Genomic DNA, 24,382 nt, shown 5'->3' on the forward strand with positions numbered 1-24,382 from the left:
ACCTTAGCAGGATTTAGGGGAATAGGACGAGAAATATGTTGAATACGCTTACAATTATACTATAAGAGGAGAGTAGATTTTATGAGTACTTACACATTAACCGCTTTTGAAAAGACTGGAGAAAAATTAATAGATGAAAGTTTCGAAGCAGCTTCTGATACAGAAGCAAAGACTATCGGCACCAAAAAGTTAGAAGAGCTTTCCTATTTAGAAAAAACGCATCGGTGCGTTAACCCCAGCGGAAAACTTGTATTGTTTCATCGTTAATACAAAACGCCGGAAAGATTTAGCTTTCCGGCGTTTTATATTACTTTACAGCTTCTTTTAGTTCTTTACCAGCTTTAAATGCCGGTACTTTTGATGCTGGAATTTGCATTTCTTCACCCGTTTGAGGGTTACGACCTGTACGAGCAGCACGCTCGCGTACTTCAAATGTACCGAAGCCGATTAACTGAATTTTTTCACCTTCACCTAGCGTTGATGAAATTGTTTCTAGTAATGCGTCAACTGCTTTAGATGCATCTGCTTTTGTTAACTCTGATTTTGTTGCCACTGCGTTTACTAAATCTGTTTTGTTCATTTCCAATCACCTCATTAGTTTCTACATTATCTTGTGTTACCACTGTTTTGCAACTTTTAAACATGCTCTATCAATATGATAGACAAAAATATTGGCTTTTAAACTAGTTCACTTAATTTTCGGAAATATCTTTTTCACTTTGATTAAAAACAGGCGCTCGCTTTTCCAGAAACGCACGTACACCTTCCTTATGATCCGAACTTTGGCTCATAGCAAACTGACTTCTTTTCTCAAGCGCAAGCACTTGCTTTAATTGTGAAACAGATGTCTCCACATAAATCCGCTTTGTTTCCTTCAAAGCACGTGAAGGTTTTTTTAGCCAATATGAGAGATAATCTTCTACATGCTTCGCCAAATCTCCTTCTTTTATTTCATCAATTATGCCAAATTGATGAGCTTCCTCTGCTTTTAATGTCTTTCCTTCCCAAATCAGCTGTTTTGCACGATGAGCACCGATGCGCTTTTCTAGTAAAAAGTGACCGCCTCCGTCTGGAATTAGAGCAATACCGATAAAGTTCATCGCAATTTTTGTGTGTCTTTCTGCAATAATATAATCAGAAGCAAGCGCAATGCTGAGCCCTAGCCCTGCTGCCGCACCGTGCAGTACACTTATCGTCATTTGAGGAAGGCTGTATAAAGTCAGTACGGCTTCATTAATCAAATCCATCACCTGCTCAAAACGTTCTGATTGTGAAGGTGACATCATCATATTAATATCTCCGCCTGCTGAAAATACTTTTCCGTTTCCTTTTACTACTAAAAAGTCCGCTTCGCTTTCTTCGACAACTTTTAAACATTGAATAAACTGCTCTAGCACTTCTTCGTTTAATGCATTTAAGGCATCCGGCCTGTTAAACGAAATTGTGGCGATACGCTCTTGCAAAACTAGTTCTACTACTTTTAATTCGACGGTCATCTTACTCACCCTTTCTGATAATGATTGAGGACTTGTTCACGAAGCGTACGTTTTAAAAATTTTCCTACCGTTGTCTTTGGAATTAAATTCATAAATAAAATGTCATCTGGAAGCCACCATTTTGCAAACTGCGGCGCTAAAAATCCGAGCAGCTCTTCTGATGAAACGACACCTTTGTATGCATCTTTTAACACGACACAAGCCACTGGACGCTCTTGCCACACCTTATGAGGGACTGCTATAACACAGGCTTCAAAAACAGCTTCATGGGCAATAAGCGCGTTTTCTAGATCAACCGATGAAATCCATTCTCCTCCGCTTTTAATTAAATCTTTTGTTCGGTCTACGATTTTGATTGTTCCCTCTTCGTCAACCGTCACAATATCTCCGGTATACAGCCAGCCGTCTTTAAACGTATCTTCTGTTCTTTTATCTTTGTAATATTCAGAAGCTACCCATGGGCCCTTTAGTAATAGCTCACCCATTTCCACTCCATCCCAAGCAACTTCTCCATTTTGACCTATTACTTTCATTTCAACCCCAGGAACTAAGAAACCTTGCTTTGCTTTTACGCTGAGCTGATACTCAAAGTCTTCACTGTACTGATAGCTTTTTAAGCGGGAGACGGTCACTACAGGGCTTGTTTCCGTCATTCCGTATGCATGCATAAATTCAATTTGATATTTTTCCTGAAATTCTCGAATGACGCTTTTTGGAGCCGCTGATCCGCCACATAAAATAGCTCGCAAACTATCAACTGCGTAAGGTTTTTCTTCTAACTCTTGTAAAAAATTTAACCAAACGGTAGGCACAGCTGCAGCAAGAGTGACTTTCTCTTGTTCAATCAGAGAAGCGATCGTCTCTGAAGTACAAAAAGCACCCGGCAGCACGAGCTTTGTTCCAAACCAAACGGCAGCAAAAGGAATTCCCCATGCGTTCACGTGAAACATTGGAACGATAGGCATAGCGGTATCAGCTTCTGATAATCCAGCACTATCAGCAAGCCCTAGCGCCATACAGTGCAGATAAATAGCGCGATGAGAATATACAACGCCCTTTGGCTCTCCTGTAGTAGCAGAGGTATAACAAAGACCTGCTGGTTCTTCTTCGTTTAAATCTTGAACAAAAGAATGCGATGCATCCCCTTGCTCAATCCAATTTTCGTAATGATAAACTGGCAAGTCTGTTTCTGGCAGCTCATCTTCATCTGACATAATGATATAGGCTTCAACATGTGGAAGCTTTTGATGAATACTTTCAAATAAAGGTAAAAAGCATTCATCAAATAAAATGACTTTATCGCGTGCATGGTTAATGATGTATACAATTTGCTCAGGATCTAACCGGATATTAATGGTGTGAAGAACAGCGCCTATTCCGGGCACGGCGAAATAAGCCTCTAGATGTCTATGATGATTCCATGCAAACGTCCCGACTCTTTCTCCTCGCTTCACTCCAATTTGTTCTAGCGTACTAGAGAGCTGCCGAGTCCGTTTTATTAACTGGTTATAAGTTAAACGCTGAATTCCTTTTGAAGATTTAGAAACCACTTCTTTTTTACTAAACAGCTTTTCAGCTCTTTCCATCATAGATGGTACGGTTAACTGTACATTCATCATTAAGCGGCACCTCGCATCGTCATAATAAGAAAACGCTTACAACTTTTTTATATATTCAACAGATTCCGACATTTCCCTGCTGAAAATAAAAAAAGATCACTAAAAAGTGACCTTTTTATTTCATAAATAATTCATCTAAAATCTTGAGTTTCTCTTGTGTGTAGTGCTCGAATCCATCGTTGTACGATTTTGGATCTTTTGGATTCGCAAACCTTGTAATAATGCCTGTTTCTGGATGCACGAACTTACTAGATGCCCCGCATCCAAGACCAATAATCGTCTGCTTTTCCTCCATGATCATAATATTGTACAGGCTCTCTTGACCAGGGAATGAATATCCAACGTTCTCTAAATTACCTAAAATATTTTTTTGGCGATATAAATAATAAGGTTCATACCCTTGTTCTTGAGTCCACTCAGTCGCTAAATCCATCATTTTACCAATTTCATAGCGATCTGCCACTTTGTATTTCCGTTTATTTTGAGTCATTTCAGACGCGCGTTTAAACGATAGCGTATGAACAGTTAAAGATTCAGGAAGCAATTTTTTAGATTCGTCTAGCGTATGCTGAAATTCTTCTACACCTTCATTTGGAAGACCAATAATTAAATCCATGTTAATGTTATTCATCCCCATTTTTCGAGAAAGATGAAATTTATCAATAGTTTCTTCAACCGTATGATGACGTCCAATAGCTTTTAAGGTTTCTTGAATATAAGACTGCGGATTTACACTAATCCGGTCAATATTCCATTTGTTCAAAACAGCTAGCTTTTCTTCCGTAATCGTATCGGGTCTTCCTGCTTCTACGGTAATTTCACGGATATTTTGTACATCCGGGAACGATTCATACATCTCTTCATACAGCATATCCATTTCTTCAGCGGTAATGCTCGTTGGTGTGCCTCCGCCATAATAGACGGTTGTAATGTTGACGTTATTGTCTTTTAGCCATTTTCCTACTTCACGCATTTCATAATGCAAGCCGCCTAAAAATGACGTAACGGATCCTTGACGTCCGTTAATCGCATAGGCTGGGAATGTACAGTATGCACACTTCGTCGGACAAAACGGAATGCCTATATAAATGCTGACTTCATTCTTTAACTCATGTAAATCGGGAATAGCTGCTAGTTGACGATCTACAATATGCTGCATTAAATTAATTTTGTCATCGGTAATTAAATATTCTTCCTTTAGCTCACGATGCGCTTGTTCTTTACTTTTGCCTGACTGCAGTTTCATATGAAGCAGCTTCGTCGGACGTATACCGGTCAAAATACCCCATTTTTGAACAATGCTTGTATACTCCTGTAATACAGATAAGTAGACGCGAAGCACCACATTTTTTATTTGCTTAAATTCTTCTTTTTCTGTTTCATACGGCGTAAACGATTTAGAAAGCTCTTCTGTAAACACCTTGTCCGTTTCAGCGTCATGCAGCACTGCTTTCGCATAAATTTCTTCATGAACTTTTAGCTCTACTTCGACCTTCAGCTGAGCTTCGTTATCATCCTCAAAGGAGACATTGCTTTCTTCAAAAAACAAATCTGAAATTCGGTGAAGCGGACGTAAAAAACGCTCATCTTCTATACCTTTTATATAAATGTTCAATATAATCACCTTTCAAATCAATTCTATCTAAGTAATCAGTTTACAAAACCTACGTATGTCCGGTCAAGGTGCTCAGCTCAAGGGAATGCGCGGACAGGAAACAAACGGAAAAAGAGATTGAGCCATAACTACATTCATTCAATCTAAAGACGAACAAATGAGATACATGAGCTGAACCCCTTGTTACACTTTGTTGATTTCCATGCAAGGCTTTGCTTTCGGCGGGCGGCCGATGAGCCTTCTCGTCGCTTGCGCTTTTCGCGCAAAAGTCTTCGCCTTGCCCTCCAGTCAACAGCTAGAAGCACCTACATATATGAAACCTACGTTCACTCTTCCAATAAAAAAATCCGAACGAATTGGATTCTCTATCAAGAATCTCGATTCATCGTTCGGATCTTCCTTCGGCTAAACTACTTTTGTACTAGCCTCTTTTTTCCTTTATTTATTTTAAACGAAAGCTGTCAATTTGATGAAGATAACCAAGGCGCTGCTGCTTTCTAAATAATTCTTTTACCATATAGGCTACACCATTTTCATTATTAGAACGAGTAACCCAATCCGCAAGCATTTTTAATTCTGTTGGTGAATTGCCCATGGCCACACCCATTCCTGCATGTTCAATCGTTTCTAAATCATCGTAGCAATTTCCAATTGCTACTACGTCTTCCATTGGTATCCCTAGACGATTTGCTACATAACGAACGCCGGCAGCTTTTGTGGCTCCTTTTGGCGTAATATAACATCTATTTTCATTTGGATACGAAAACCATTCAATATCCGGAACTGCACTAGCAATTGTTTGCTCGGCGTATTCTTTTTCTCTACGATCTGCAAAATACACTTCTATTTTTGGCGTAGAAACAGGTTCATCACGAAGCGTATCTCCTAATGAATCTACAAACTGCACGGGATAAAAGAGCGGTTCTCCCGTTTTTAACACGCTTTTAGCTACAATATTATTAGGAAGCTTTACACGATTTCCAATTGAAAACCTTTCATGCAAAATGCGGACATGACAATTAAAATTTTCAAAAAGCTGAATGAGATTAAATGTTTTTTCCTCGCTAATTCTCTTATCTAGTATCGGTTTGTCTATCGATGTTCCGATAAAGGCACCGCTATGAGTAATTAGCATTGCTGGATGAACTTTAAGTGACCGAGCAATTTTTTTAGCAGACGGAAAATGCCTGTTTGTTACTAATGTAACGTAAACCCCTTTATTTTTAACGAATTGAATTGCGTCTTTCGTTTCTTTTGTAACGCGCCCTTGGCTATTTAAAATGGTTCCATCAATATTCAACGCTAGCAATCGATAAGCCATATGAGAACCCCTTCTTTCATAGATGTCTAATCCGTTAGGATACGGTTATAAATGACCTTTTCATGATAGTCGGCATGTGTAGCCTTGTTACTAAACTTATGAGCAGAACTGCACAATTAGAAGGAATTTCCGCATAAAAAAAAAGGAAAAGATTTCTCTTTTCCTCTTTCCTCTATTTCTTATTCAGCCGCACCGTAAAGTTCTTCAAGTGGCTTCATGATAATTTTGTTTAATTCACCAATTACCATGCTCATACGTTGCTCAGCTTCCATTAGCTTCGCGATATTTTGATCTTGTTGAACGATTGCAACTGTTTGTTGAGCTTGCTGAACTTCTTCTTCAGTGATTTCTTGGCCCATCATTTGCTTTTGTTGCAGCTCCATTTGCATTGTACGGAAACGCTCAAATAATTGTTTTGAACCTTGATCAGCGTTTACTGCTGCATATAAGTTTTTTAAGTTTGTGTAATCGTCGCTTTGACGAATTGCTTTTTCTAAATCATTTGCTACATCATGTAAGTTTACAGACACGTTAAGTTCCTCCTAATTAAGTTCTATAATTTCTTGACTTCCCTAACTATAACAAATTATTATATAAAATTCAGCTTAAGACCTTTATTTTCTCAGAAAACGATAAATTCTCTTCACAGATTGGGCTAATTCCTCATAGTATATATCAGCATTCGCCTACTAAAGGAAAGAAAAAGAGGATTCGTTTATGAATACTTTTACCATTTCTCTAAAACCACTAGAGAACCATATGAGCAGCGACATTTACATTAGTTCTGCTCTGTTCTCCCGTGTGAAGTGCAAGCAGGAGTTTACGTTAACAGTAGGTTCCATCACGAAAGAAGTCGAAGCCACCGTGTTTCAGCATCGAGAGTGCTGTTTCATGATGTCAGAAGCTCTATTTACAGACTTTCGCTTTCCGTATGAAACGCATCAGCTGAGAGGCATTTATGAAGAGAACTCGTTTAGGTTGGGACCCGTAATTAGCATCGTAACAGAAGTTCGAGAAGATGAAGAACTCTTTGGCTCCATTTCTGTATTTTGTAAGGAATTTGTTCAAGCTTGCAAGGAGTTAGGGTGTTTTTGCTATGTGAGCAAATTAAGCGACGTGAAGTTATTATCCCCTAAAGGATATGTTTATCGCGCTGATCGATGGGTTTATTCAGACGTTCCCTTTCCGGGAATCGTACACAATCGGATTCATGCCAGGAAAACGGAGCAAACCGCTGATTTTCAAACCTTTAAAACATTTTTAAAAGAACATGACGTTCCTTTCTTTAACGCACGCTACTTAAATAAATGGACGGTTTTTCAACAGCTTAAAGATGTCGTACACTTGCTTCCATATTTGCCGAAAACGTATCAGCTTCGTTCACGGCAAGATCTTCTTGACGCTTTGGAACTTCATGACGATGTTTTTTTGAAGCCTGTTCATGGTAGCCAAGGAAAAAACATTTTTAAAATTTCAAAAAAAGAGAAGTATATTTTAGACTATACAACGTTTACGCAGACGTATGAAAAAGAATATGAATCTCTTTATGACTTATTTGAAACGCTTTATAGTCAATTAAAAAGGCAAGGATTCCTCATCCAAGAAGGAATTTCCCTGCAGACATACAAACAGTGCCCTTTTGATTTCCGCATTCTCTGTCATAAAAAAGACGACTTGACGTGGAAAATCACGTCCATTGTCACACGTGTATCAAAACCCGGCAATTTCGTTTCAAATCTTGCCCGTGGAGGAGATATTCATCCTCCTCATCAAGTGTTAAATCAGCTCTACGATTCAAAAACTACGCGCCATATCCTTTCACTTCTAAAAGAGATTGCGATTGAAATTTGCACACAGCTTTCTCATCCGTCTGAACTTTATGCGGAATTCGGTATTGATTTAGCGATTGATCAAGAAGGAAAGCCTTGGATTATTGAAGTAAATGTCAAACCTTCCAAACAATCCGATTCAAGCGCTTTCTCCGTCCGTCCATCAACAAAAGCACTGCTTGATTATTGTCTGCATGCAACGAATTTTCAATTTCCCAAGGAGGATTTACGATGATTTCATTAGGCTTTTTAACGATTCACCCACAGCAAGAAGTGGAGTACGTGACCGAAATTGCTAAACATGCTTCTGAGTTTTCGATTGAAATATACCGTTTTACTCCTTTTAACATTCATCCTAACACCGAAAATATTGAAGGCTTCCGCTACGATTTACAACAAAAGAAATGGATAGAAGATTCCTTCTTACTTCCTTCGTTTATTTACGATCGCTGCTTTTATCGAAAAGACTCTCTGTCTAAAAAGGCTCGCCCTATTGTAAACTGGCTTAAACAGCGGGAAGATGTGACATTTTTAGGCCATGGATTACCCAATAAACTAGATGTCTATGAAGTAATTAAAAAAGATAGCTATTTATCTTCATATATTCCTCCTACCACTCCAATCGAAAGTGTAGAGCAACTTGTTCAGCTGCTTCGAACAAACGATAGCCTAATGATTAAACCTGCCAATGGCTCACAAGGTAAAGGGATTGTGAAATTAAGACAGCGCGGACGTGAAATTGAAGCTTCTTATCAACAAAATGACATTGTAAACACCATTCTATTTTCCTCTTTTCAAGAGTTTAAGAACTGGTTTACGAAAACGACCCGTGATGTACTGTATATTGCTCAGCCCCATATTTCATTTTTCCCTTATGAACGCACTCCTTTTGATATAAGACTGCTATTACAAAAAGGAATCGATGGTAATTGGAAAGAAATTGGAAGAGGAATTAGACAAGGTGAACGGGACTCCATCGTAACAAATGTAAGTTCAGGAGCATCTATTGTACCTTTTGAGAACTTGCTGCCTCGCATCCCACGCGTTCATCGTCAATATGTAATGGATGAAATCAACACCATTTGTAAAACGATTCCGTCCGTGCTGGAAAATCACTTTCCTTCTCTTTTTGAATTAGGTATTGATTTATGTATCTCGAGAGACTTCAGCATCTGGATTCTAGATTTAAATTCGAAACCGGGAAGAAAAATAGTAATGGAGACAGCTCCTGAACAAAAAGAAGTCATGTATAAAAATGTCCTGTCTTACTGCGTCTATTTAGCTAACACACTATCGTATCGTAAGGAGTAATGCTATGAAAAAAACTCTTACTCGCCTTGTTGTAGTAGAGCAGCTAGGCTGCGATCTTTCTGTTCCTGCAACTCTTTACAAAGACTCCTTGAAACAAGCAGCTTTTGGAACAATGACAGCTCCATGCCTTATACAACCTTCAGAACGTGAAGAAATTCAGATTTCAGCTGAGCTAATGACAAAACTTCAAATTCCTTTCGCCCATATGATGTATCCTATTATTGTGAATGAGACCATTCACTTAGGACCTTTAATCGGTGTGTTATCCGCTGGTTTTACTGGTTCTCTGCTGCGGCCAATTGGAAAGCGTTCCCTTCACTTAGCTAAACTTCTTTCTACTGCAAGTATAACAGGGGGCCTGCCTTTTATTTTTGGAACTCATCATATCAACTGGGAGGCCGGGACCATAAACGGCTATTTTTATGAAGAAAGCGGCTGGACACAGCATGAAATCCCGCTTCCTAACGTTGTATATAATCGTTTGCCAAATCGAAAAACAGAGGGATTAGCTCCTTTTAAGTTCATTAAAGAAAAGATGATGACTGATTACGGCATTCCATTTTTTAATCCTGATTTTTTCAACAAGTGGGAAATTCATGAGCTTTTAAAACTGAACGAGCAGACAGCCTATTTGTTACCTTACACGGTTGAAAGTCCTTCGTGTAAGCAAATAAAAAAACTTCTGCTTCTTCATCAAACCGTTTATTTAAAACCGAAAAACGGAAGCTTAGGCCGCGGCATCTATACCCTATCTTTTAAGGATTCCATGTACACGCTGACTTACAAAGGAGAAAAATGTCTTCATGTTCAAGCAAAAGAAACCTTAGAGGATCTATTATCAGAATTTGAATATTTACTTACTAATCCTTCCTACATTGCTCAGCAAGGTATTTCATTAATCAAAAAAGAAAAGCGCTGTGTAGACTTTCGCGTGCATACGAATAAAGACGGGAATAACCAATGGGTGCTTACTGCCCTAGCTGCTAAAGTGGCCGGTCCCAACAGCATCACTACGCATCTTGATTACGGCGGAGAAATTGAAGCTACAGCCAAAATATTCACTAACCCTTCTTACAAAAAAGAAATTGAAAATAAGCTAAAAGATGCCGCTATCTCAATTAGTCATGTGCTTGAACAGGAGTTGAACGGATTAATTGGAGAGCTTGGATTCGATTTTGGAGTGGATTATCAAGGAAACGTATGGCTGTTTGAAGCTAATTCTAAGCCCGGTCGCTCTATTTTTTCACACCCTGCCTTACGAAAAGCGGACCAACAAACTAGAAAACTTTCTCTAGAATACGCGATTTACTTATCTGGATACTATCTAAATACACCTGAAGGCATCAGCATATGATTACAATTTACTATCACAAAGAAAAGCAGCAGTGGTTTCATCACAATCCTTCAGCATCTTACACATGGGGAGTTCAAGAAATTGAACTTCCCTTTACTCAAAACATTTCTTCTACTCAAGCTTTTCTTCGTTTAAAAGGAGAAAAAGCTGGTCCTATTGTGGGGGTTTTAACGAACAAAGCTGTTTTAGAACAACTGAATGTAAAACAGCGTCCTTTATTAGAACTCTTACATCATACCCTGCAAGAAAAAGGAGGGCTTCTTGCTTTATTCACTGAAGAAACAATGTCTCATCACTTCTTTGAAGGGTATTGCTTTGACGGTGCAAAAAAGCAGTGGATCAAAACAACCTTGCCGCTGCCAAACGTTATATATAATCGTTATCCAGGAAGAAAATCAGAAACCAAGAAGTTGACATCTTTACATCAAAAAATTAAAGGCAAGCGCATCCCACTTTTTAATTCCGCTTTTTTTTCAAAATGGAAAGTATATCAATTATTTTCAAAGGATCCACTGCTATCTTCTCACCTTCCTAAAACCTATCGTTTAACACCAGAAATTGATATTGCTAAGCTTCTGCAAAAACACTCTTCCCTTTACTTTAAGCCTATTAACAGCAGTAAAGGTGCTGGAATTTTCCGATTATCTTCCCATAAGCATACGATTATTTATCAAGATCATAAACGCAAAGAAGAATTTTCTTCTTTACAAGCAATTGATCTTCCCAGGTCTGCTTATCTCATTCAAGAAGCGATTGAGACGCAACCATTCAAAGACAGGCGCTATGACTTACGTATTTTAGCCCATCACAAAGATAGCCGATATGTTATTAGCGGCGTCGGTATTCGACATAGTCCCTATCAATCCATTACAACACATACGTTAAACGGCGGCAGCATTTCATCTTTTCAAGATCTTGAAGATGAAGTAGATACTTCCTTTCTTTCGTCCTTTGTAAATACGTGCGGGCAAGTCCTTCAAAAGTCCTTCCCTCTAGTTGAAGAATTTTCTCTTGATATGGCAAAGTCAGCTCAAGGACAGTATTACTTGTTTGAAGTGAATGCAAAACCGATGATTTTTGATGAAACAGATATTCAAACGCAAGGTGCTAAACACATATGCAACATATTTTACAAATTAACAAAATTTTTAGATTAAATGATTTTTCATCTCCTTTTCTCATGGTAAGCTTATAATAACTAATTGAGAAAGGAGATTTTCTTTATGGTTTCACACTTTCAGGTTAAACCACTGTATCAAAATAATCGAATGCCGGGCTGGCACATCTCGTTTTATATGAATCGGGTTTATTATGAGGCTGATTATTTAAAAGATGGACAAATTGTATGGAAAACTGCGCTTTCTAATCAGATAGATGAAACACAATTAATTGATTATATTCATGAGCTTATGCTTTTTCACGTTTATGAATAGTAAGCTTTCACCGAAGGGAACGAGCACAGATGAAACAGCTGCACACACTATTTGGGGATAAAATGATTAAGGCTACAATCCCTTCTCAATTTGAGCGTTACAAATGGTTTTCATGTGATGAAGGCTTCATTGGAATTGAACACACGGCTTTATCTCAAAAAGAGCAGGCATTACTTTCTGCTTTTTTAACGCCTTATGATGAGGAAGTTTCTTTCCTGACGCCAGAACAATTGTATTGGTCAAACCTGTTATTTAAAGCACCTGAAAAAGTCATTCACTCTCATCATACGCACCATTCTTTTCGCTTTACCCAGTTTTTAATTAAACGTTTGTTTGAACAAAAAATAGAGTTTGAAAATGCGCTCCACGCCTTGTATTCTACCTCCATTACTGTGTTGTGGATCGATAAGCAATCAGGTATCGTTATCGAAACCTTTGATGATCCTAATGACTTAACTGAAAATTTATCAGACTCTATTGAGGTGCTATGTCATGATTTTGAAACTTCGATTCAGTTCTTTGAAGGGCAAATTCATTTTTTTCCGTCTTCACCGCAATTAATTTTTGAACGTGAAAAGAAATGGTTTTATGAAATTAAGCATACAGTCGAACAAAAACATGTTATCCATTTTACCGACGTTTTACCCCATTTGGTTCTGCAAGAGTCTTCAGGGGCAATCCAAAATCATATGATACATTTACTTGACTTAGTAAAAGATGATGGAGATCTTTTAGAAACGATTAAAATTTATTTAGAATGTAATTTAAACGTATCTCTTGCTGCTAAGAAATTGTACATGCATCGCAACAGCTTGCAGTATAGAATTGAGAAATTTATTGATCGCACACACCTTGATATCAAACACTTCACAGGAGCTGTGTCTGCTTACTTAGCTATTCTTGCTTTAAAAAATTCGCAGGATGAAAAATAAAATGAAAGGGTTTTCGTAAATAGTGCACGAAAACTCTTTCTTTTTTTGTGCATGTTTGCCATTTACCGTTTCATTAAAAAAAATTACACTAGAGTTAAGAAAACGGTTTCACAGAGTACATACAAGGGGGAAATGGAAATGGCTGAATTACGTTTAGAACATATTTATAAAATGTATGATAAAGATGTGACGGCGGTAAAAGATTTTAACCTTCACATTCAAGATAAAGAATTTATTGTATTTGTTGGGCCTTCAGGCTGCGGGAAATCGACAACGCTTCGTATGGTTGCAGGTCTAGAGGAAATTTCTAAAGGTGATTTTTATATTGACAGCAAGCGTGTAAATGACGTGGCTCCAAAGGATCGCGACATTGCAATGGTATTCCAAAACTACGCATTGTATCCGCATATGAGCGTATATGACAACATGGCTTTCGGCTTAAAACTTCGCAAATTACCAAAAGATGAAATCGACCGCCGCGTAAAAGATGCCGCTCGTATTTTAGGACTTGAGCAATACTTAGAGCGCAAGCCAAAAGCATTATCCGGCGGACAGCGTCAGCGTGTAGCTCTAGGTCGTGCAATCGTTCGTGATGCTAAGGTCTTCTTAATGGACGAACCTTTATCAAACTTAGACGCGAAATTACGTGTGCAAATGCGCTCTGAAATTGCGAAGCTTCACCAGCGTTTGGGTACAACGACAATTTACGTAACGCATGACCAAACCGAAGCAATGACAATGGCTTCTCGTTTAGTTGTTATGAAAGATGGGATTATCCAGCAGGTTGGTACACCAAAAGAAGTATATGAAAAACCTGAAAATGTATTTGTAGGCGGGTTTATTGGTTCTCCTGCTATGAACTTCTTAACCGGAACGTTAAAAGACGGAAAGGTTCAAGTAGGCGATTCTCTTCTTGCAGTTCCGGAAGGTAAAATGAAAATACTTCGCGAGCAAGGATATTTAAACAAACAAATTATTTTAGGCATCCGTCCTGAAGATTTCCATGATGAGCCTGTATTTATTGAATCTTCACCTGGCACAAAAGTTACAATCAAAGTCGATGTATCCGAGTTAATGGGAGCTGAAACCATGCTTTATTCTAAACTTGGCGGACAAGATTTTGTAGCACGCGTAGATTCAAGAACAGATATTAAACCGCTTCAGTCTCTGGACTTAGCATTAGATATGAACAAAGCGCATTTCTTTGATGCAGAATCTGAACAGCGCATCCGTGCTGAACACGAATAAAAAAAGACCCCTAGGGGTCTTTTTTTATTCCTGTATTTGCTTCAATTCTTCACTGTGACAAGTAGAGCAGTAAAAGAGATGAATACATTGGTGATTTGCTAAATCACTAGGATACCCATTTTCTACTTTTAACTGATCAATTTCCATGTAAGCACTGTAATCATCAAAATAATCGCTGACTTTCCCCATATCCCCCAGCACTCCTCCACATGTTTTGCACGTCATTTGTACATCACTAAACCCATTACATAAGGAACAAATCGACATCCGCACACCTCGCTTTACCTGATCAATATGTACCTATAATATGCACGGAATAAAACTCTCTTACTCTTTATCAAACTCCACACAAAAATTTCTATAAATTACCAACAAATTTCTATGTATATGTTTTTTTCCCTTTCGCCATAATACTAGTAACAACCGAGCACAACAGCTCGCAAGCATTGAGTTACGCCGCGGTGGGCAAGCAGATCTAATCGATGCATCTGCTCGGCTGGTTCAACTCCAGCTAACTCAACCATTACAATCTATTTTATCTAACGAGGAGATGAATACACATGGCAAATTATCAAAACGCATCAAACAGAAATTCATCAAACAAGTTAGTAGCGCCTGGTGCTCAAGCTGCTATCGATCAAATGAAGTTCGAAATCGCTAGTGAGTTTGGTGTAAACTTAGGACCAGATGCAACAGCTCGTGCGAACGGATCTGTTGGTGGCGAAATCACAAAACGTTTAGTACAATTAGCTGAGCAAAACCTAGGCGGCAAGTACTAATATTAACTAATTTCATATTATGGCTTTAGCGCTCCAAGATTTCTTGGAGCGCTTTCTAGTTTCTTTTAATCAGCTTCCTCATTCTTATTCGCAAATGATTTTACGGAAACTTTGCGAATACGTCGATTTTCTACTTCCTTAATGGTAAACAATATCTCTTCATATGAAAAAAAGTCTCCTTTAGCAGGAATATGATCAAACTGCTCATATATCCATCCCCCTAAGGTATGACACGTACTGTCAGGAGAACTAACCGCTATATAGGTTAAAAATTCATCAATAGGGATGTCGGCGTTAAATTCGTACTCCTTTTCCCCAATCTGGTGTACATACTTAACAGCTTCATCATGTTCATCCCAAATCTCTCCTACAATTTCTTCTAATATATCCTCTAAGGTCACAAGACCGGCCGTTCCCCCAAACTCATCAACTACAATTGCCATGTGAACCTTACTTTTTTGAAGCTCTGGCAATAGAACAGATATTTTCATGGATTCTACTACAAAGATAGGTTGTCTCAACAAATCACGAATAGAAATCTCTTTTCTTTGGACTAAACAGGTTAAAAATTCTCTTTCTGATAAAATGCCAATAATATTATCAATATGATCTTCGTATACAGGGACTCTTGAATATCTCTCTTCAAGAAACATTTGACAAACCGAATCAATATCGGCATTTACGTCAACTGCTGTGACATCTATTCTAGGTTTTAAAATTTGCCCCACCACAATGTCATTAAAATTGAGTGAACGATGAACTAGCTCTTTTTCAATATTATTAATCGTTCCTTCTTCTTCGCTTAAATCTACCATCACTTTAATTTCATCTTCTGTAATCGTTGGTGTAGGAGCAGACGCTAACAAGTGAGAAGTTCCTTTTTTCACCTGTAAAAATAAGAAGGAAATCGGGGTTAACAATTTAATAATAAGAAATAACAAGGAAGAAATTACCAGAGCAAAAGATTCGGCATGCTCTTTCGCTAACGATTTTGGCAAGACTTCACCAAAAATCAAAATGATGATGGTCATAACGATGATACTAATCACAAGTGCTAGGTTTCCTTTAAACATATCGAGGGCAATTTTAGCTGCCAAAGAGGACGCAGCAATGTTTACGACAATATTTCCTACTAAAATTGTCGATAGCGTCTGCTCAAAGTGTTCAGCAATATGCAGCGCTTTTTTACTTCCCCGATATTTTTTCTCAGCGTAATGTTTTAAACGAATTTTATTTACGCTTGAAAAGGCTGTCTCAGCAGATGAAAAAAAAGCTGATAACATAAGCAAAACGACTAATATCATCATTTGATTCAGAGGCAAGTCTCCCAAAAGACATTCACTCTCCTATTTTTTGATTTTTCTGTCTTTTTATCATATCAAATTTTTTTGTTGTTGAATATTTCATTCATCAACTTTGTATTACTTTATGCTACGCATGCTTTTTATTATGAATAAGTATACAGATTGTATATCCTAAAGAATAGATACTATCTTTTATAGAGGGGTGCAGCCAATGAAAATTTTACTATTAGGCTCAACAGGGCGAGTTGGACAGTCTTTATTAAAAATGATGCTAAAAGATGAAAACGACGTTACTGTACTTGTTAGAGACCGCAATAAGCTAAAGATTAGTCATCCAAACCTACATATCTTACAAGGCGATGTCCTGCATCAAGAAAATATCAACTTTGCCCTCAAGCACCAAGATATCGTAGTCAGCGCGTTAAATACAGATGGTGCAAAAACAATTTCAAAAAGTATGCCGCTTATTATAAACAGCATGAAGCATTACGGCGTTCATCGTATTCTTACTATTGGAACTGCGGGCATCTTACAATCACGAACAGAACCAGAAAAGTATCGTTTTCAATCCAATGAATCAAAGCGTAAAACGACCAGAGCAGCAGAAGATCATTTAAAAGGATACTTACACTTGAAGGAAAGTGATCTAAACTGGACTGTTATATGCCCAACCTACTTGCCTGACGGTGAAGTAACAGGCACTTATCGAGTGGAAAAAGATATTTTACCAGCTGATGCGGTTAAAATTTCAACGGGAGATACCGCTCACTTTACCTACCATGAGATATGGGCTCAAAAATTCTCCAAATGCCGCGTTGGAATTGCTTATTGAAAAATCAGAAGAACTTTTCGTTTTCAAAACGAGAAGTTCTACATCCAGAAAATACCGATTATAGCTAATCCACCTAGAACAAAACCTCCTATTTGACCAACGAGAGCCGGTGTCAAAACAGGCTTTCCTTTTTCTTTCTCTAATGCGCTAATATCAAGCTTCATCTGATACATTTCTTCTTTTAAATCTTCAATCTGGCCGTGCAACGCTTGAATCTGACGTTCTTGGTCACTCATCGACTATCTTCCCTTCCCTTTTTATTTTTATCATATGCGTAAAAAAGTTAAAGCTTTACTTTTCAGCATCACTTTTTCTAAATGATAAAAACTCCTTTCCCCGGCTTTAGGATAAAAAACTCTTTCCTTCTCATAATAAAAAAGAATAGAGTCCTTAGTCACTGTTGAAAGGAGAACACGATGATAAAACTTGTGTTGATTCGGCACGGACAAAGCGTGTGGAATCTTGAAAATAAATTTACAGGCTGGACGGATGTAGATCTTTCTAAAAATGGATTGCAAGAAGCGCGAGAAGCTGGAAAAGTGCTAAAGAAAAACGAATATACTTTTGATATTGCCTATACTTCTGTTTTAAAACGATCCATTCGCACTCTGTGGATTGTCTTACATCAAATGGACTTCATGTGGATTCCTGTATACAAATCTTGGAGATTGAACGAACGGCACTACGGGGCTCTTCAAGGTTTGAACAAAGAAGAAACCGCAAAAAAATTTGGAGAAGAACAAGTACATTTGTGGAGAAGGTCGATGAACGAACGTCCTCCTGCTTTAAAGACAACAGATATTCGCTATGAGGCTTCCAACCCTAAGTATAAAGAATTAGCTAAGGGACAATTTCCTGTAACGGAAAACTTAGCTGATACAGAAAAGCGGGTTCTAGAATATTGGAACGAAACTATTGCTCCTTCTATTAAAGCTGGCAAAAAGGTTATCATTTCCGCTCACGGTAATACGATTAGAGCTCTGATGCAGTATTTGGATAACATTTCGCCTGATGGCATTGCGAACTTGAATATTCCGACAAGCGTGCCGCTTGTGTATGAGCTTGATGATAATTTAAAACCTATTAGACATTATTATTTAGGCATCGACGGAGAGATTCCTACACATATTCCTTCTTCATAAAAAAACGTGCCTAGATTGTAGGCACGTTTTTTTATATGTTTGAACGAAAGTATTTTCTATACGCCCAGTGATTAGTAGGACCGTGTCCGGAACCAATTTCAAGCGTATGCTTAATCGCATAGTGAACAAAATCCGAGGCGGTTTGAACTGCTTCAACCACGCTTTTGCCTTTCGCTAGTTCAGCCGTGACGCAAGCAGCAAACGTGCATCCCGTTCCGTGTGTATGCTTTGTATTCATCTTTTCATGCGTGATTTCAACGTACGTATGACCATCATACACTATATCAATCATATCTTGATGAGATTGATCATGTCCGCCTTTAATTACCACGTGCTTTACACCCAGCTCATGCATCTGTTTTGCCGCTTCTTTTCTGTCTTCAATCGTGTGAATTTCTTTACCCGTGATGACTTCCGCCTCCGGTATGTTCGGCGTAATGACTTCACAAAGAGGCAACAATTCTTTTAGAGCCTGTACAGCTTCTCTTTGAAGAAGAGATTGACCACCTTTTGCAATCATAACGGGATCAACTACAACATTTTGCAGTCCGTACTGTTTGATTTTACGAGCCACTGCGTAAATAATATCAGCACTGAACAACATACCTGTCTTCACTGCATTGGGAAATAAGTCAGTGGCAATTGAATCTAACTGCATTTCAACTGCTTCTACTTCTAAAGGATAAACTCCTTGAACGCCAACTGTATTTTGTGCAGTCACAGCTGTAATAACAGACATGCCAAAAACGTCACGCTCTTGAAATGTTTTTAAATCTGCTTGAATTCCTGCTCCTCCACCGCTGTCTGATCCAGCAATGGTTAATGCTTTTGGTACTGTCATGCTTGAAACCTCCATCTCTTTCTTACCCAATATACCGATGATAAAGTGACTTTGCTTCTACTATATCGTTTGTTCCATGGACAAAGACTCGTCCATCTTGAAACATCACTAAACGGTAATCATCTACATAAAAAGAAAGCAGATACGGATTTTGTTCAATTTTATATCCTTTTTCTTTTAATCGTTCACCTAAAGACTGCAGCGGCTGCTTAGCTGATTTGCCCGGACGGATTTGTACCGTGTTTCTTCCGCATAGCACAGCTGTTTTCGTTTGATTTTCATATTGTAAAAAGGGATACGTTTGTTCACTGCCGCATGAGCGGCAAGCAGATTTGCGAAACACGTTCACATTGATGCTCGTATACTCATTTTTCCATACGTCAAACGAAACAAGTTCCCTTCTGAGCGCATTCCAGTCTCCGACTAATATTTTTAACACTTCTGTTACTTGATGAGCGACTACCATTTGTACAGCAGGACTAATAATCCCCACTGTATCACATGTTAACCCTCCAAGCGGTACAGACTCAAGCAAACAGGATAAACACGGTGTTTCACTTGGTATGATAGTATAACTAATTCCATAACTTCCTACACATGCTCCGTAAATCCAAGGAATATCATATTTTTGTGATAAATCATTCATTACAAGGCGTGTGTCAAAATTATCGGTCGCATCAATCATAACATCTACCCCCTCAACAAGCTGTTCTAAAACTTGAGGGGTACCGTCTGCTACGTGCGCTTCTACTTTTACATCATGATTAATATCGTGAAGCCTTTTTTTAGCAGCAATTGCTTTTGGAATTCTTTTATCAGCATCTTTTTCACTATATAATTGCTGACGCTGAAGGTTGCTCCACTCTACATAGTCCCGGTCAATGAGCGTTATTTTCTTTACCCCCGCTCGCGCAAGGGCCTCGGCGTTCCCTGTTCCAAGAGCACCTGCTCCTACAATCAGAACATGCTTTTCTTGAATTAGCTGCTGTCCGCCTTTTCCAATAGGTTGAAACAGTTCTTGGCGGGAATAACGATTAATCAACCGATACTCATCCCTTCTGTTGGACTGCTTGCCGTGGCATATTGTTTCTTTTCAATACGTCCTGCTTCAAATGCTGCTCTTCCTGCCTCAATCGCTAGCTTCATAGCACGAGCCATTTTCACAGGATCTTTTGCTCCTGAAACAGCTGTATTTAATAACACACCATCTGCTCCTAGCTCCATAGCTTGAGCTGCGTCTGAAGCCGTTCCAATACCTGCATCTACAATTACTGGAACAGTTGATTGTTCAATGATAAAACGCATGTTCAACGGATTGATAATACCTTGACCTGAACCGATAGGCGAAGCTCCTGGCATAATGGCATGTACGCCTAACTCCTCTAAACGACGCGCAAGTAAAACATCATCTGATGTGTAAGGTAAAACGGTAAAGCCCTCTTTTAACAGTTCTTCACTAGCTTTTAATGTTTCAACTGGATCAGGAAGAAGCGTCTTATCACATCCAATTACTTCTACTTTCACCATGTCACAAAGTCCAGAAGCCTTTGCTAATTTAGCAATACGTACGGCCTCTTCTGCATTTTTTGCTCCAGCAGTGTTAGGCAAAAGAGTGAAACGCTTCACATCAAGCGCTTCTAGTAAATTAGGCTGATTTTGATCAAAAATATCCATTCGTCTAACAGCAAATGTTAAAATTTCTGTTTCCGACTCTTCTACCGCTTGACGCTGAGTCGTAAAGTCCGGAAATTTTCCTGTTCCTAATAATAAACGTGAATTAAATGTATATTGTCCAATTTTTAACATACTCTTCATCCTCCTCCTACAAATGAAACGACTTCTAACGCATCTCCATCTTTTAAACTTGCATCACTATGTTCTTCTTTTTGTAAAATATTCTTGTTTAGCTCAACAATTACCACTCGTTCGTGCAGGTTCTGAGCCTGCAACAAGTGCTGAACCGTTTCAATTTCATCTCCAACAGTAACGGTCTTACCATTAATGATTAGATTCAATGAACTCCCTCCATTACTCTAGTTAGCTGAAATGATGTAAAAAATGAATGATTCGGCTTTTTCCCTAACAAAGCATCAGCCATAATTTTTCCAGTTGCAGCACTTAATAAAATACCGTTTCGGTAGTGGCCAAACGCCATGTGTAGATTCCCTATTTCAGGATGCTCTCCTAAATAAGGCCAGCCATCATTTGTTTGTGGACGAAGACCTGCCCATGCTTTTTCAAATGTGGCTTCTTTAATAGCCGGCAGAAGCGCAGAAGCTTTATTCAGCAAAAATTGAATACCTTGTGCAGAAACCGTCTTGGTAAAGTCATGCTTTAGCTTAGTTGCCCCTATTACGATTCTTCCACCAGTCTTTGGCACTAAGTAAAAACCTTCATCTAAAAAAATCGTTTTAGAAAGCAGCGGCTTATGACTTTGCAGAGCAATACACTCCCCTTTTACAGGAAACACCTGACCTAAATGTTCAGAAGAAATAAAGCGTTTAGCCCATGAGCCTGCTGCAATAACTACTTTTTCTCCATAAAAAGAGCCTTTGGACGTCTGTATACCTTTTACTGTTTCATTTTCCATAATAAGAGAATGAACGTCACAGTATTCAAATACATCTGCTCCGTGATACAAGGCTCCATGAGCAAGAGCTTGCGTTAACTTAGCTGGAGCTAGCTGGCCGTCCCCCGGTATTGTAATGGCTCCGTATATGTCTGGAGAGAGCCCGGGTTCTAACAAACGCGCTTCTTTTACATCGATCCATCTTACATGTTCATCCCACCGGTGGTGCTGAGCGGCTTTTTTCTTTAATACGTGTGCATCTTCTTCTGTTACAGCGACTTTTAATAAGCCTTTTTGAATGAGCTCTACGTCGATGGCCGTTTTTTCTTTTAGTTCCTTCACCAGCTCAGGAAACATGCTTCGGCTCTTAATAGCAAGGTCTAAAAGAGGACCTTCTTCATCAATTTCAGCTTGGGCACCTAAAATACCAGCGGCTGCACTTGAAGCTTCACAACCAATTTGATTGCGCTCAAGAATGGCCACTGATGCTCCTTGTTTTGACAAATGATAAGCGATAGAAGAGCTGATTATGCCTCCTCCGACTAACAGTACATCATAATGCTGCTTCATTTTCTCCACCTCCAGATGTCCATATATGAGAATATTGTTTAATCGCTTCAAGGGGATTTTGCGCAAGCATGGCACCAGACATCACAGCTATACCGTGTGCTCCTGTTTGCAGTACCTCTTTGGCATTTCCAGGTGTAATCCCACCAATCGCAATAACTGGTATCTCCACAGCGTCTACTACTTCTTTTAGCGCTGCTATCCCTCGACTTTTTAATCCTTTTTTTGAATGAGTTGAATAAATATGTCCGTATAGAATATAATGAGCGCCATCTTTTTCAGCTTCTAGAGCTTCTTCCACAGAGTGAACTGATTTTCCGACAATAAGAGAAGGAAATGCGTCTCTAACACACGAAACATCTAAACTATGATAGGCAAGCTGTACGCCTTTTGCTTTTAAAGCATGCGCTACATCAACTCGGTCATTTACAATAATTTTAGAGAGACAAAATGGCAGGCTTTCTAGCAAACATTGAATCTGCTTTGCCGTTTTCTTTTTTTCTCTAATATGAATGGCACCCGCAAAAGGCTCAATAGCCGTTAAAATGTCTCGAACCTCTTCAATTGGCTGCTTATCTGTTGTAATGACATGAAATTTAGGAATATCCATATGATCGAAACCTTTCCGTTCAGAATAAAGAGAAATTTCAATCACTTCATCTTGTGTAGAGGGCTTTATTACATACAAAAAACCACTCTACAACGTAGAGTGGTTAGCATGTATCGTTATGTAAACATGATCGCCACTTCCCTACGCTGGTACAAACCAGATCAGGTTCAAAGGGTCCGAAATACATTCGTCTCAGCTTCAAAAAGCTCCCCTAGTGATTGCTATTTATTGATTTTGTTTTTGCACTTAAAATTATAACACAACTAGATGTAAATACAATATCTCTTTATGCTCTTACGGCTCTCTTCCTTTTATAGATATATCTTTTAAGCTTCTTTACTAAGAGACCCAGCGCACCACATCATTCTGCTTTTTATATGGTTAGTAATCGGTATAGTCGTCAAATTCTTCTTTGTCTTTTTCCTTTTTCCGATCCCATATAAACAGCAGGAGTAACATAATAAAAGTTAGAATATAAAAACCGTAAAAAATAAATGCCGCCACAACATTTATAAATAAAAATAAAAAACCGATGATCTGACCTGCAACAGCTACAATCAACAAAATGTATTTCCAAACTTCTGCTTTTCTATCCATTCTCTACTTCTCCGTCTTTTTGTTTTTCCCTACTAGAAACGTTCTCTTTACTTAAATAAAAACGTTCCTGCCAGTAAACCGACTGTAAATAAACCAACTGTTCCAAATGCTGAAATCCCCACGTACGCCAACATTTTCCGATAAGATTTTTCTCGAATTAACTGTACGGTTTCCACACTAAACGTTGAAAAAGTGGTAAAGGCACCAAAAAAACCAATGCCAATCATTAAAAATATTGAATCATCATAAGCATGACTAGGAACCTTTCCATAATAACTACCGAAAAAAAGACCAAGGCCAAACGCACCGAGCAAGTTTACAAATAGCATTGATACTGGAAAAGGAGGGTTTGAAACTGTTTTTGTAACTTTTAAACCCAAAAGATAACGGCATATTCCTCCAGCTGCTCCGCCAAGTGCCAAGCTCACTATGCTCATCTACTTCACCTCATGTACTTTCACTAAATTTTTCCCTGCCTCTTCACCGCATAGATAGCCTGCTAAGGCAAGAAGGATTCCACCTACTAAAGAGACAATGACATAAATGGCTCCCCAAAATAAATGGTGCTGTGTGAGGGAAATGACGTCTCCTGCAAACGTTGAATACGTTGTAAAACCGCCGCACACGCCAACTCCTAGCCCAAGCTTTATCCATTCTTTTGGCTTTTTCCACACAAAAAATCCTGTTAATAGGCCTAGTATGAAGCTTCCTAATAGGTTTTCGATTACCGTTCCTATTGGATAGCCCGTATATAATAAGGAAAGATTCAGCAAATAACGTGCATATGTACCAGCGATAGCACCAAAAGCAATTGAGATTAAGTTTATAGCTTTCATCATATCGCTCCGTTTCATAAATTCTTCTTTAAGTGTACCATAAGGAATTTATTTCTACCTTAACATTTAACTATATGTTTATTGCACCAAAAGTCATGAAAAAATGAAAGAGAAAATCGTCGCATGAAACTTCCTTTTTCCTCCTCG

The 24,382-nt window shown here is 38.6% G+C and carries 29 protein-coding genes and 1 riboswitch; of the genes, 11 read left to right on the forward strand and 18 right to left on the reverse strand.

Features of this window, described 5'->3' with window-relative positions; genetic code table 11:
- Positions 1-81 precede the first annotated feature (81 nt).
- Positions 82-267, forward strand: a complete 186-nt coding sequence (locus MMB69_RS24370) for a YhzD family protein (protein ID WP_014461682.1) — start codon at positions 82-84, stop codon at positions 265-267.
- Between the two features lie 40 nt (positions 268-307).
- Here the strand turns inward: MMB69_RS24370 and MMB69_RS24375 are convergent, their stop codons facing one another.
- The 6 genes from MMB69_RS24375 to MMB69_RS24400 form a co-directional block, all read right to left on the reverse strand.
- On the reverse strand, positions 308-580 hold the full coding sequence (locus MMB69_RS24375) for an HU family DNA-binding protein (RefSeq protein WP_013055305.1): 273 nt from the start codon (positions 578-580) through the stop codon (positions 308-310).
- Positions 581-692: 112 nt separating this feature from the next.
- Positions 693-1,496, reverse strand: a complete 804-nt coding sequence (locus tag MMB69_RS24380) for an enoyl-CoA hydratase (RefSeq protein WP_221785150.1) — start codon at positions 1,494-1,496, stop codon at positions 693-695.
- A gap of 5 nt (positions 1,497-1,501) precedes the next feature.
- Positions 1,502-3,115 (reverse strand): long-chain fatty acid--CoA ligase, encoded by a 1,614-nt coding sequence (locus tag MMB69_RS24385; RefSeq protein WP_277448550.1) that lies wholly within the window; start codon positions 3,113-3,115, stop codon positions 1,502-1,504.
- A 115-nt stretch (positions 3,116-3,230) separates the two neighbouring features.
- Positions 3,231-4,730 carry a coproporphyrinogen III oxidase gene (locus MMB69_RS24390; protein ID WP_264408865.1) on the reverse strand — a complete coding sequence of 500 codons (1,500 nt, stop codon included), beginning with the start codon at positions 4,728-4,730 and terminating at the stop codon, positions 3,231-3,233.
- 442 nt (positions 4,731-5,172) lie between these two features.
- The gene (locus MMB69_RS24395) at positions 5,173-6,051 is read right to left on the reverse strand and encodes a Cof-type HAD-IIB family hydrolase (RefSeq protein WP_013055300.1); all 879 of its coding nucleotides are present in this window, start codon (positions 6,049-6,051) and stop codon (positions 5,173-5,175) included.
- A gap of 179 nt (positions 6,052-6,230) precedes the next feature.
- Complete coding sequence (locus tag MMB69_RS24400; protein WP_013055299.1) at positions 6,231-6,581, reverse strand: YlbF/YmcA family competence regulator; 351 nt, start codon at positions 6,579-6,581, stop codon at positions 6,231-6,233.
- Between the two features lie 187 nt (positions 6,582-6,768).
- On the opposite strand from MMB69_RS24400, the gene MMB69_RS24405 reads away from it, so the two are divergent.
- From MMB69_RS24405 to MMB69_RS24435, 7 genes are all read left to right on the forward strand, one after another.
- The gene (locus MMB69_RS24405) at positions 6,769-8,115 is read left to right on the forward strand and encodes a YheC/YheD family endospore coat-associated protein (protein ID WP_277448551.1); all 1,347 of its coding nucleotides are present in this window, start codon (positions 6,769-6,771) and stop codon (positions 8,113-8,115) included.
- Positions 8,112-9,191, forward strand: coding sequence for a YheC/YheD family endospore coat-associated protein (locus MMB69_RS24410; protein WP_221785154.1), 1,080 nt, complete (start codon positions 8,112-8,114; stop codon positions 9,189-9,191). The genes MMB69_RS24405 and MMB69_RS24410 overlap by 4 nt, the downstream gene beginning before the upstream one ends.
- A gap of 4 nt (positions 9,192-9,195) precedes the next feature.
- A complete protein-coding gene (locus tag MMB69_RS24415) occupies positions 9,196-10,545 on the forward strand; it encodes a YheC/YheD family endospore coat-associated protein (protein ID WP_277448552.1) in 1,350 nt (449 codons plus the stop codon).
- Entirely contained in the window at positions 10,542-11,702 is a 1,161-nt protein-coding gene (locus MMB69_RS24420) for a YheC/YheD family endospore coat-associated protein (RefSeq protein ID WP_277448553.1), read from the forward strand. The genes MMB69_RS24415 and MMB69_RS24420 overlap by 4 nt, the downstream gene beginning before the upstream one ends.
- A gap of 66 nt (positions 11,703-11,768) precedes the next feature.
- Complete coding sequence (locus tag MMB69_RS24425; protein WP_013055294.1) at positions 11,769-11,978, forward strand: YheE family protein; 210 nt, start codon at positions 11,769-11,771, stop codon at positions 11,976-11,978.
- Positions 11,979-12,007: 29 nt separating this feature from the next.
- Positions 12,008-12,910 (forward strand): PucR family transcriptional regulator, encoded by a 903-nt coding sequence (locus MMB69_RS24430; protein WP_277448554.1) that lies wholly within the window; start codon positions 12,008-12,010, stop codon positions 12,908-12,910.
- A 138-nt stretch (positions 12,911-13,048) separates the two neighbouring features.
- Positions 13,049-14,158, forward strand: coding sequence for an ABC transporter ATP-binding protein (locus tag MMB69_RS24435; protein ID WP_013055292.1), 1,110 nt, complete (start codon positions 13,049-13,051; stop codon positions 14,156-14,158).
- A 24-nt stretch (positions 14,159-14,182) separates the two neighbouring features.
- Here the strand turns inward: MMB69_RS24435 and MMB69_RS24440 are convergent, their stop codons facing one another.
- The gene (locus MMB69_RS24440) at positions 14,183-14,347 is read right to left on the reverse strand and encodes a hypothetical protein (protein ID WP_013055291.1); all 165 of its coding nucleotides are present in this window, start codon (positions 14,345-14,347) and stop codon (positions 14,183-14,185) included.
- 371 nt (positions 14,348-14,718) lie between these two features.
- On the opposite strand from MMB69_RS24440, the gene MMB69_RS24445 reads away from it, so the two are divergent.
- Positions 14,719-14,937, forward strand: coding sequence for an alpha/beta-type small acid-soluble spore protein (locus MMB69_RS24445; RefSeq protein ID WP_013055290.1), 219 nt, complete (start codon positions 14,719-14,721; stop codon positions 14,935-14,937).
- A 65-nt stretch (positions 14,938-15,002) separates the two neighbouring features.
- Here MMB69_RS24445 and MMB69_RS24450 read toward each other — a convergent pair whose 3' ends face one another.
- Positions 15,003-16,268 carry a hemolysin family protein gene (locus tag MMB69_RS24450; RefSeq protein WP_277448555.1) on the reverse strand — a complete coding sequence of 422 codons (1,266 nt, stop codon included), beginning with the start codon at positions 16,266-16,268 and terminating at the stop codon, positions 15,003-15,005.
- Positions 16,269-16,452: 184 nt separating this feature from the next.
- On the opposite strand from MMB69_RS24450, the gene MMB69_RS24455 reads away from it, so the two are divergent.
- The gene (locus tag MMB69_RS24455) at positions 16,453-17,073 is read left to right on the forward strand and encodes an NAD(P)-dependent oxidoreductase (RefSeq protein WP_277448556.1); all 621 of its coding nucleotides are present in this window, start codon (positions 16,453-16,455) and stop codon (positions 17,071-17,073) included.
- Between the two features lie 38 nt (positions 17,074-17,111).
- On the opposite strand, the gene MMB69_RS24460 is transcribed toward MMB69_RS24455, so the two are convergent.
- Positions 17,112-17,309, reverse strand: coding sequence for a hypothetical protein (locus MMB69_RS24460; protein WP_014461693.1), 198 nt, complete (start codon positions 17,307-17,309; stop codon positions 17,112-17,114).
- Positions 17,310-17,489: 180 nt separating this feature from the next.
- Between MMB69_RS24460 and gpmA the strand changes: the two genes are divergently transcribed.
- Complete coding sequence (gene gpmA / locus MMB69_RS24465) at positions 17,490-18,215, forward strand: 2,3-diphosphoglycerate-dependent phosphoglycerate mutase (protein ID WP_025752970.1); 726 nt, start codon at positions 17,490-17,492, stop codon at positions 18,213-18,215.
- Positions 18,216-18,246: 31 nt separating this feature from the next.
- Here the strand turns inward: gpmA and thiD are convergent, their stop codons facing one another.
- The 9 genes from thiD to MMB69_RS24510 all read right to left on the reverse strand — a co-directional run bounded on the left by thiD (position 18,247) and on the right by MMB69_RS24510 (position 24,235).
- Positions 18,247-19,056: a bifunctional hydroxymethylpyrimidine kinase/phosphomethylpyrimidine kinase gene (thiD, locus tag MMB69_RS24470; RefSeq protein WP_277448557.1), complete on the reverse strand. Its 810-nt coding sequence runs from the start codon at positions 19,054-19,056 to the stop codon at positions 18,247-18,249.
- Positions 19,057-19,078: 22 nt separating this feature from the next.
- Positions 19,079-20,098 (reverse strand): thiazole biosynthesis adenylyltransferase ThiF, encoded by a 1,020-nt coding sequence (locus MMB69_RS24475; RefSeq protein ID WP_060745392.1) that lies wholly within the window; start codon positions 20,096-20,098, stop codon positions 19,079-19,081.
- A complete protein-coding gene (locus tag MMB69_RS24480) occupies positions 20,095-20,862 on the reverse strand; it encodes a thiazole synthase (protein WP_013055283.1) in 768 nt (255 codons plus the stop codon). The genes MMB69_RS24475 and MMB69_RS24480 overlap by 4 nt, the downstream gene beginning before the upstream one ends.
- A gap of 5 nt (positions 20,863-20,867) precedes the next feature.
- Positions 20,868-21,071, reverse strand: coding sequence for a sulfur carrier protein ThiS (gene thiS / locus MMB69_RS24485; protein WP_028410259.1), 204 nt, complete (start codon positions 21,069-21,071; stop codon positions 20,868-20,870).
- Entirely contained in the window at positions 21,068-22,195 is a 1,128-nt protein-coding gene (gene thiO / locus MMB69_RS24490; RefSeq protein WP_277448558.1) for a glycine oxidase ThiO, read from the reverse strand. Before thiO ends, thiS begins: the two co-directional genes overlap by 4 nt.
- Positions 22,179-22,802, reverse strand: coding sequence for a thiamine phosphate synthase (locus tag MMB69_RS24495; protein WP_221785207.1), 624 nt, complete (start codon positions 22,800-22,802; stop codon positions 22,179-22,181). The genes thiO and MMB69_RS24495 overlap by 17 nt, the downstream gene beginning before the upstream one ends.
- Before the next feature lie 121 nt (positions 22,803-22,923).
- Positions 22,924-23,025: riboswitch (TPP riboswitch) on the reverse strand.
- A 158-nt stretch (positions 23,026-23,183) separates the two neighbouring features.
- Entirely contained in the window at positions 23,184-23,399 is a 216-nt protein-coding gene (locus MMB69_RS24500) for a hypothetical protein (protein WP_013055279.1), read from the reverse strand.
- A gap of 47 nt (positions 23,400-23,446) precedes the next feature.
- Positions 23,447-23,836 carry a fluoride efflux transporter CrcB gene (gene crcB, locus MMB69_RS24505; RefSeq protein ID WP_264408860.1) on the reverse strand — a complete coding sequence of 130 codons (390 nt, stop codon included), beginning with the start codon at positions 23,834-23,836 and terminating at the stop codon, positions 23,447-23,449.
- Complete coding sequence (locus MMB69_RS24510; protein ID WP_221785208.1) at positions 23,837-24,235, reverse strand: fluoride efflux transporter FluC; 399 nt, start codon at positions 24,233-24,235, stop codon at positions 23,837-23,839.
- Positions 24,236-24,382: the final 147 nt, after the last annotated feature.

It is taken from the genome of Priestia sp. P5 (assembly GCF_029522155.1).
GTDB classification, from domain to species: Bacteria; Bacillota; Bacilli; order Bacillales; family Bacillaceae_H; genus Priestia; species Priestia megaterium_E.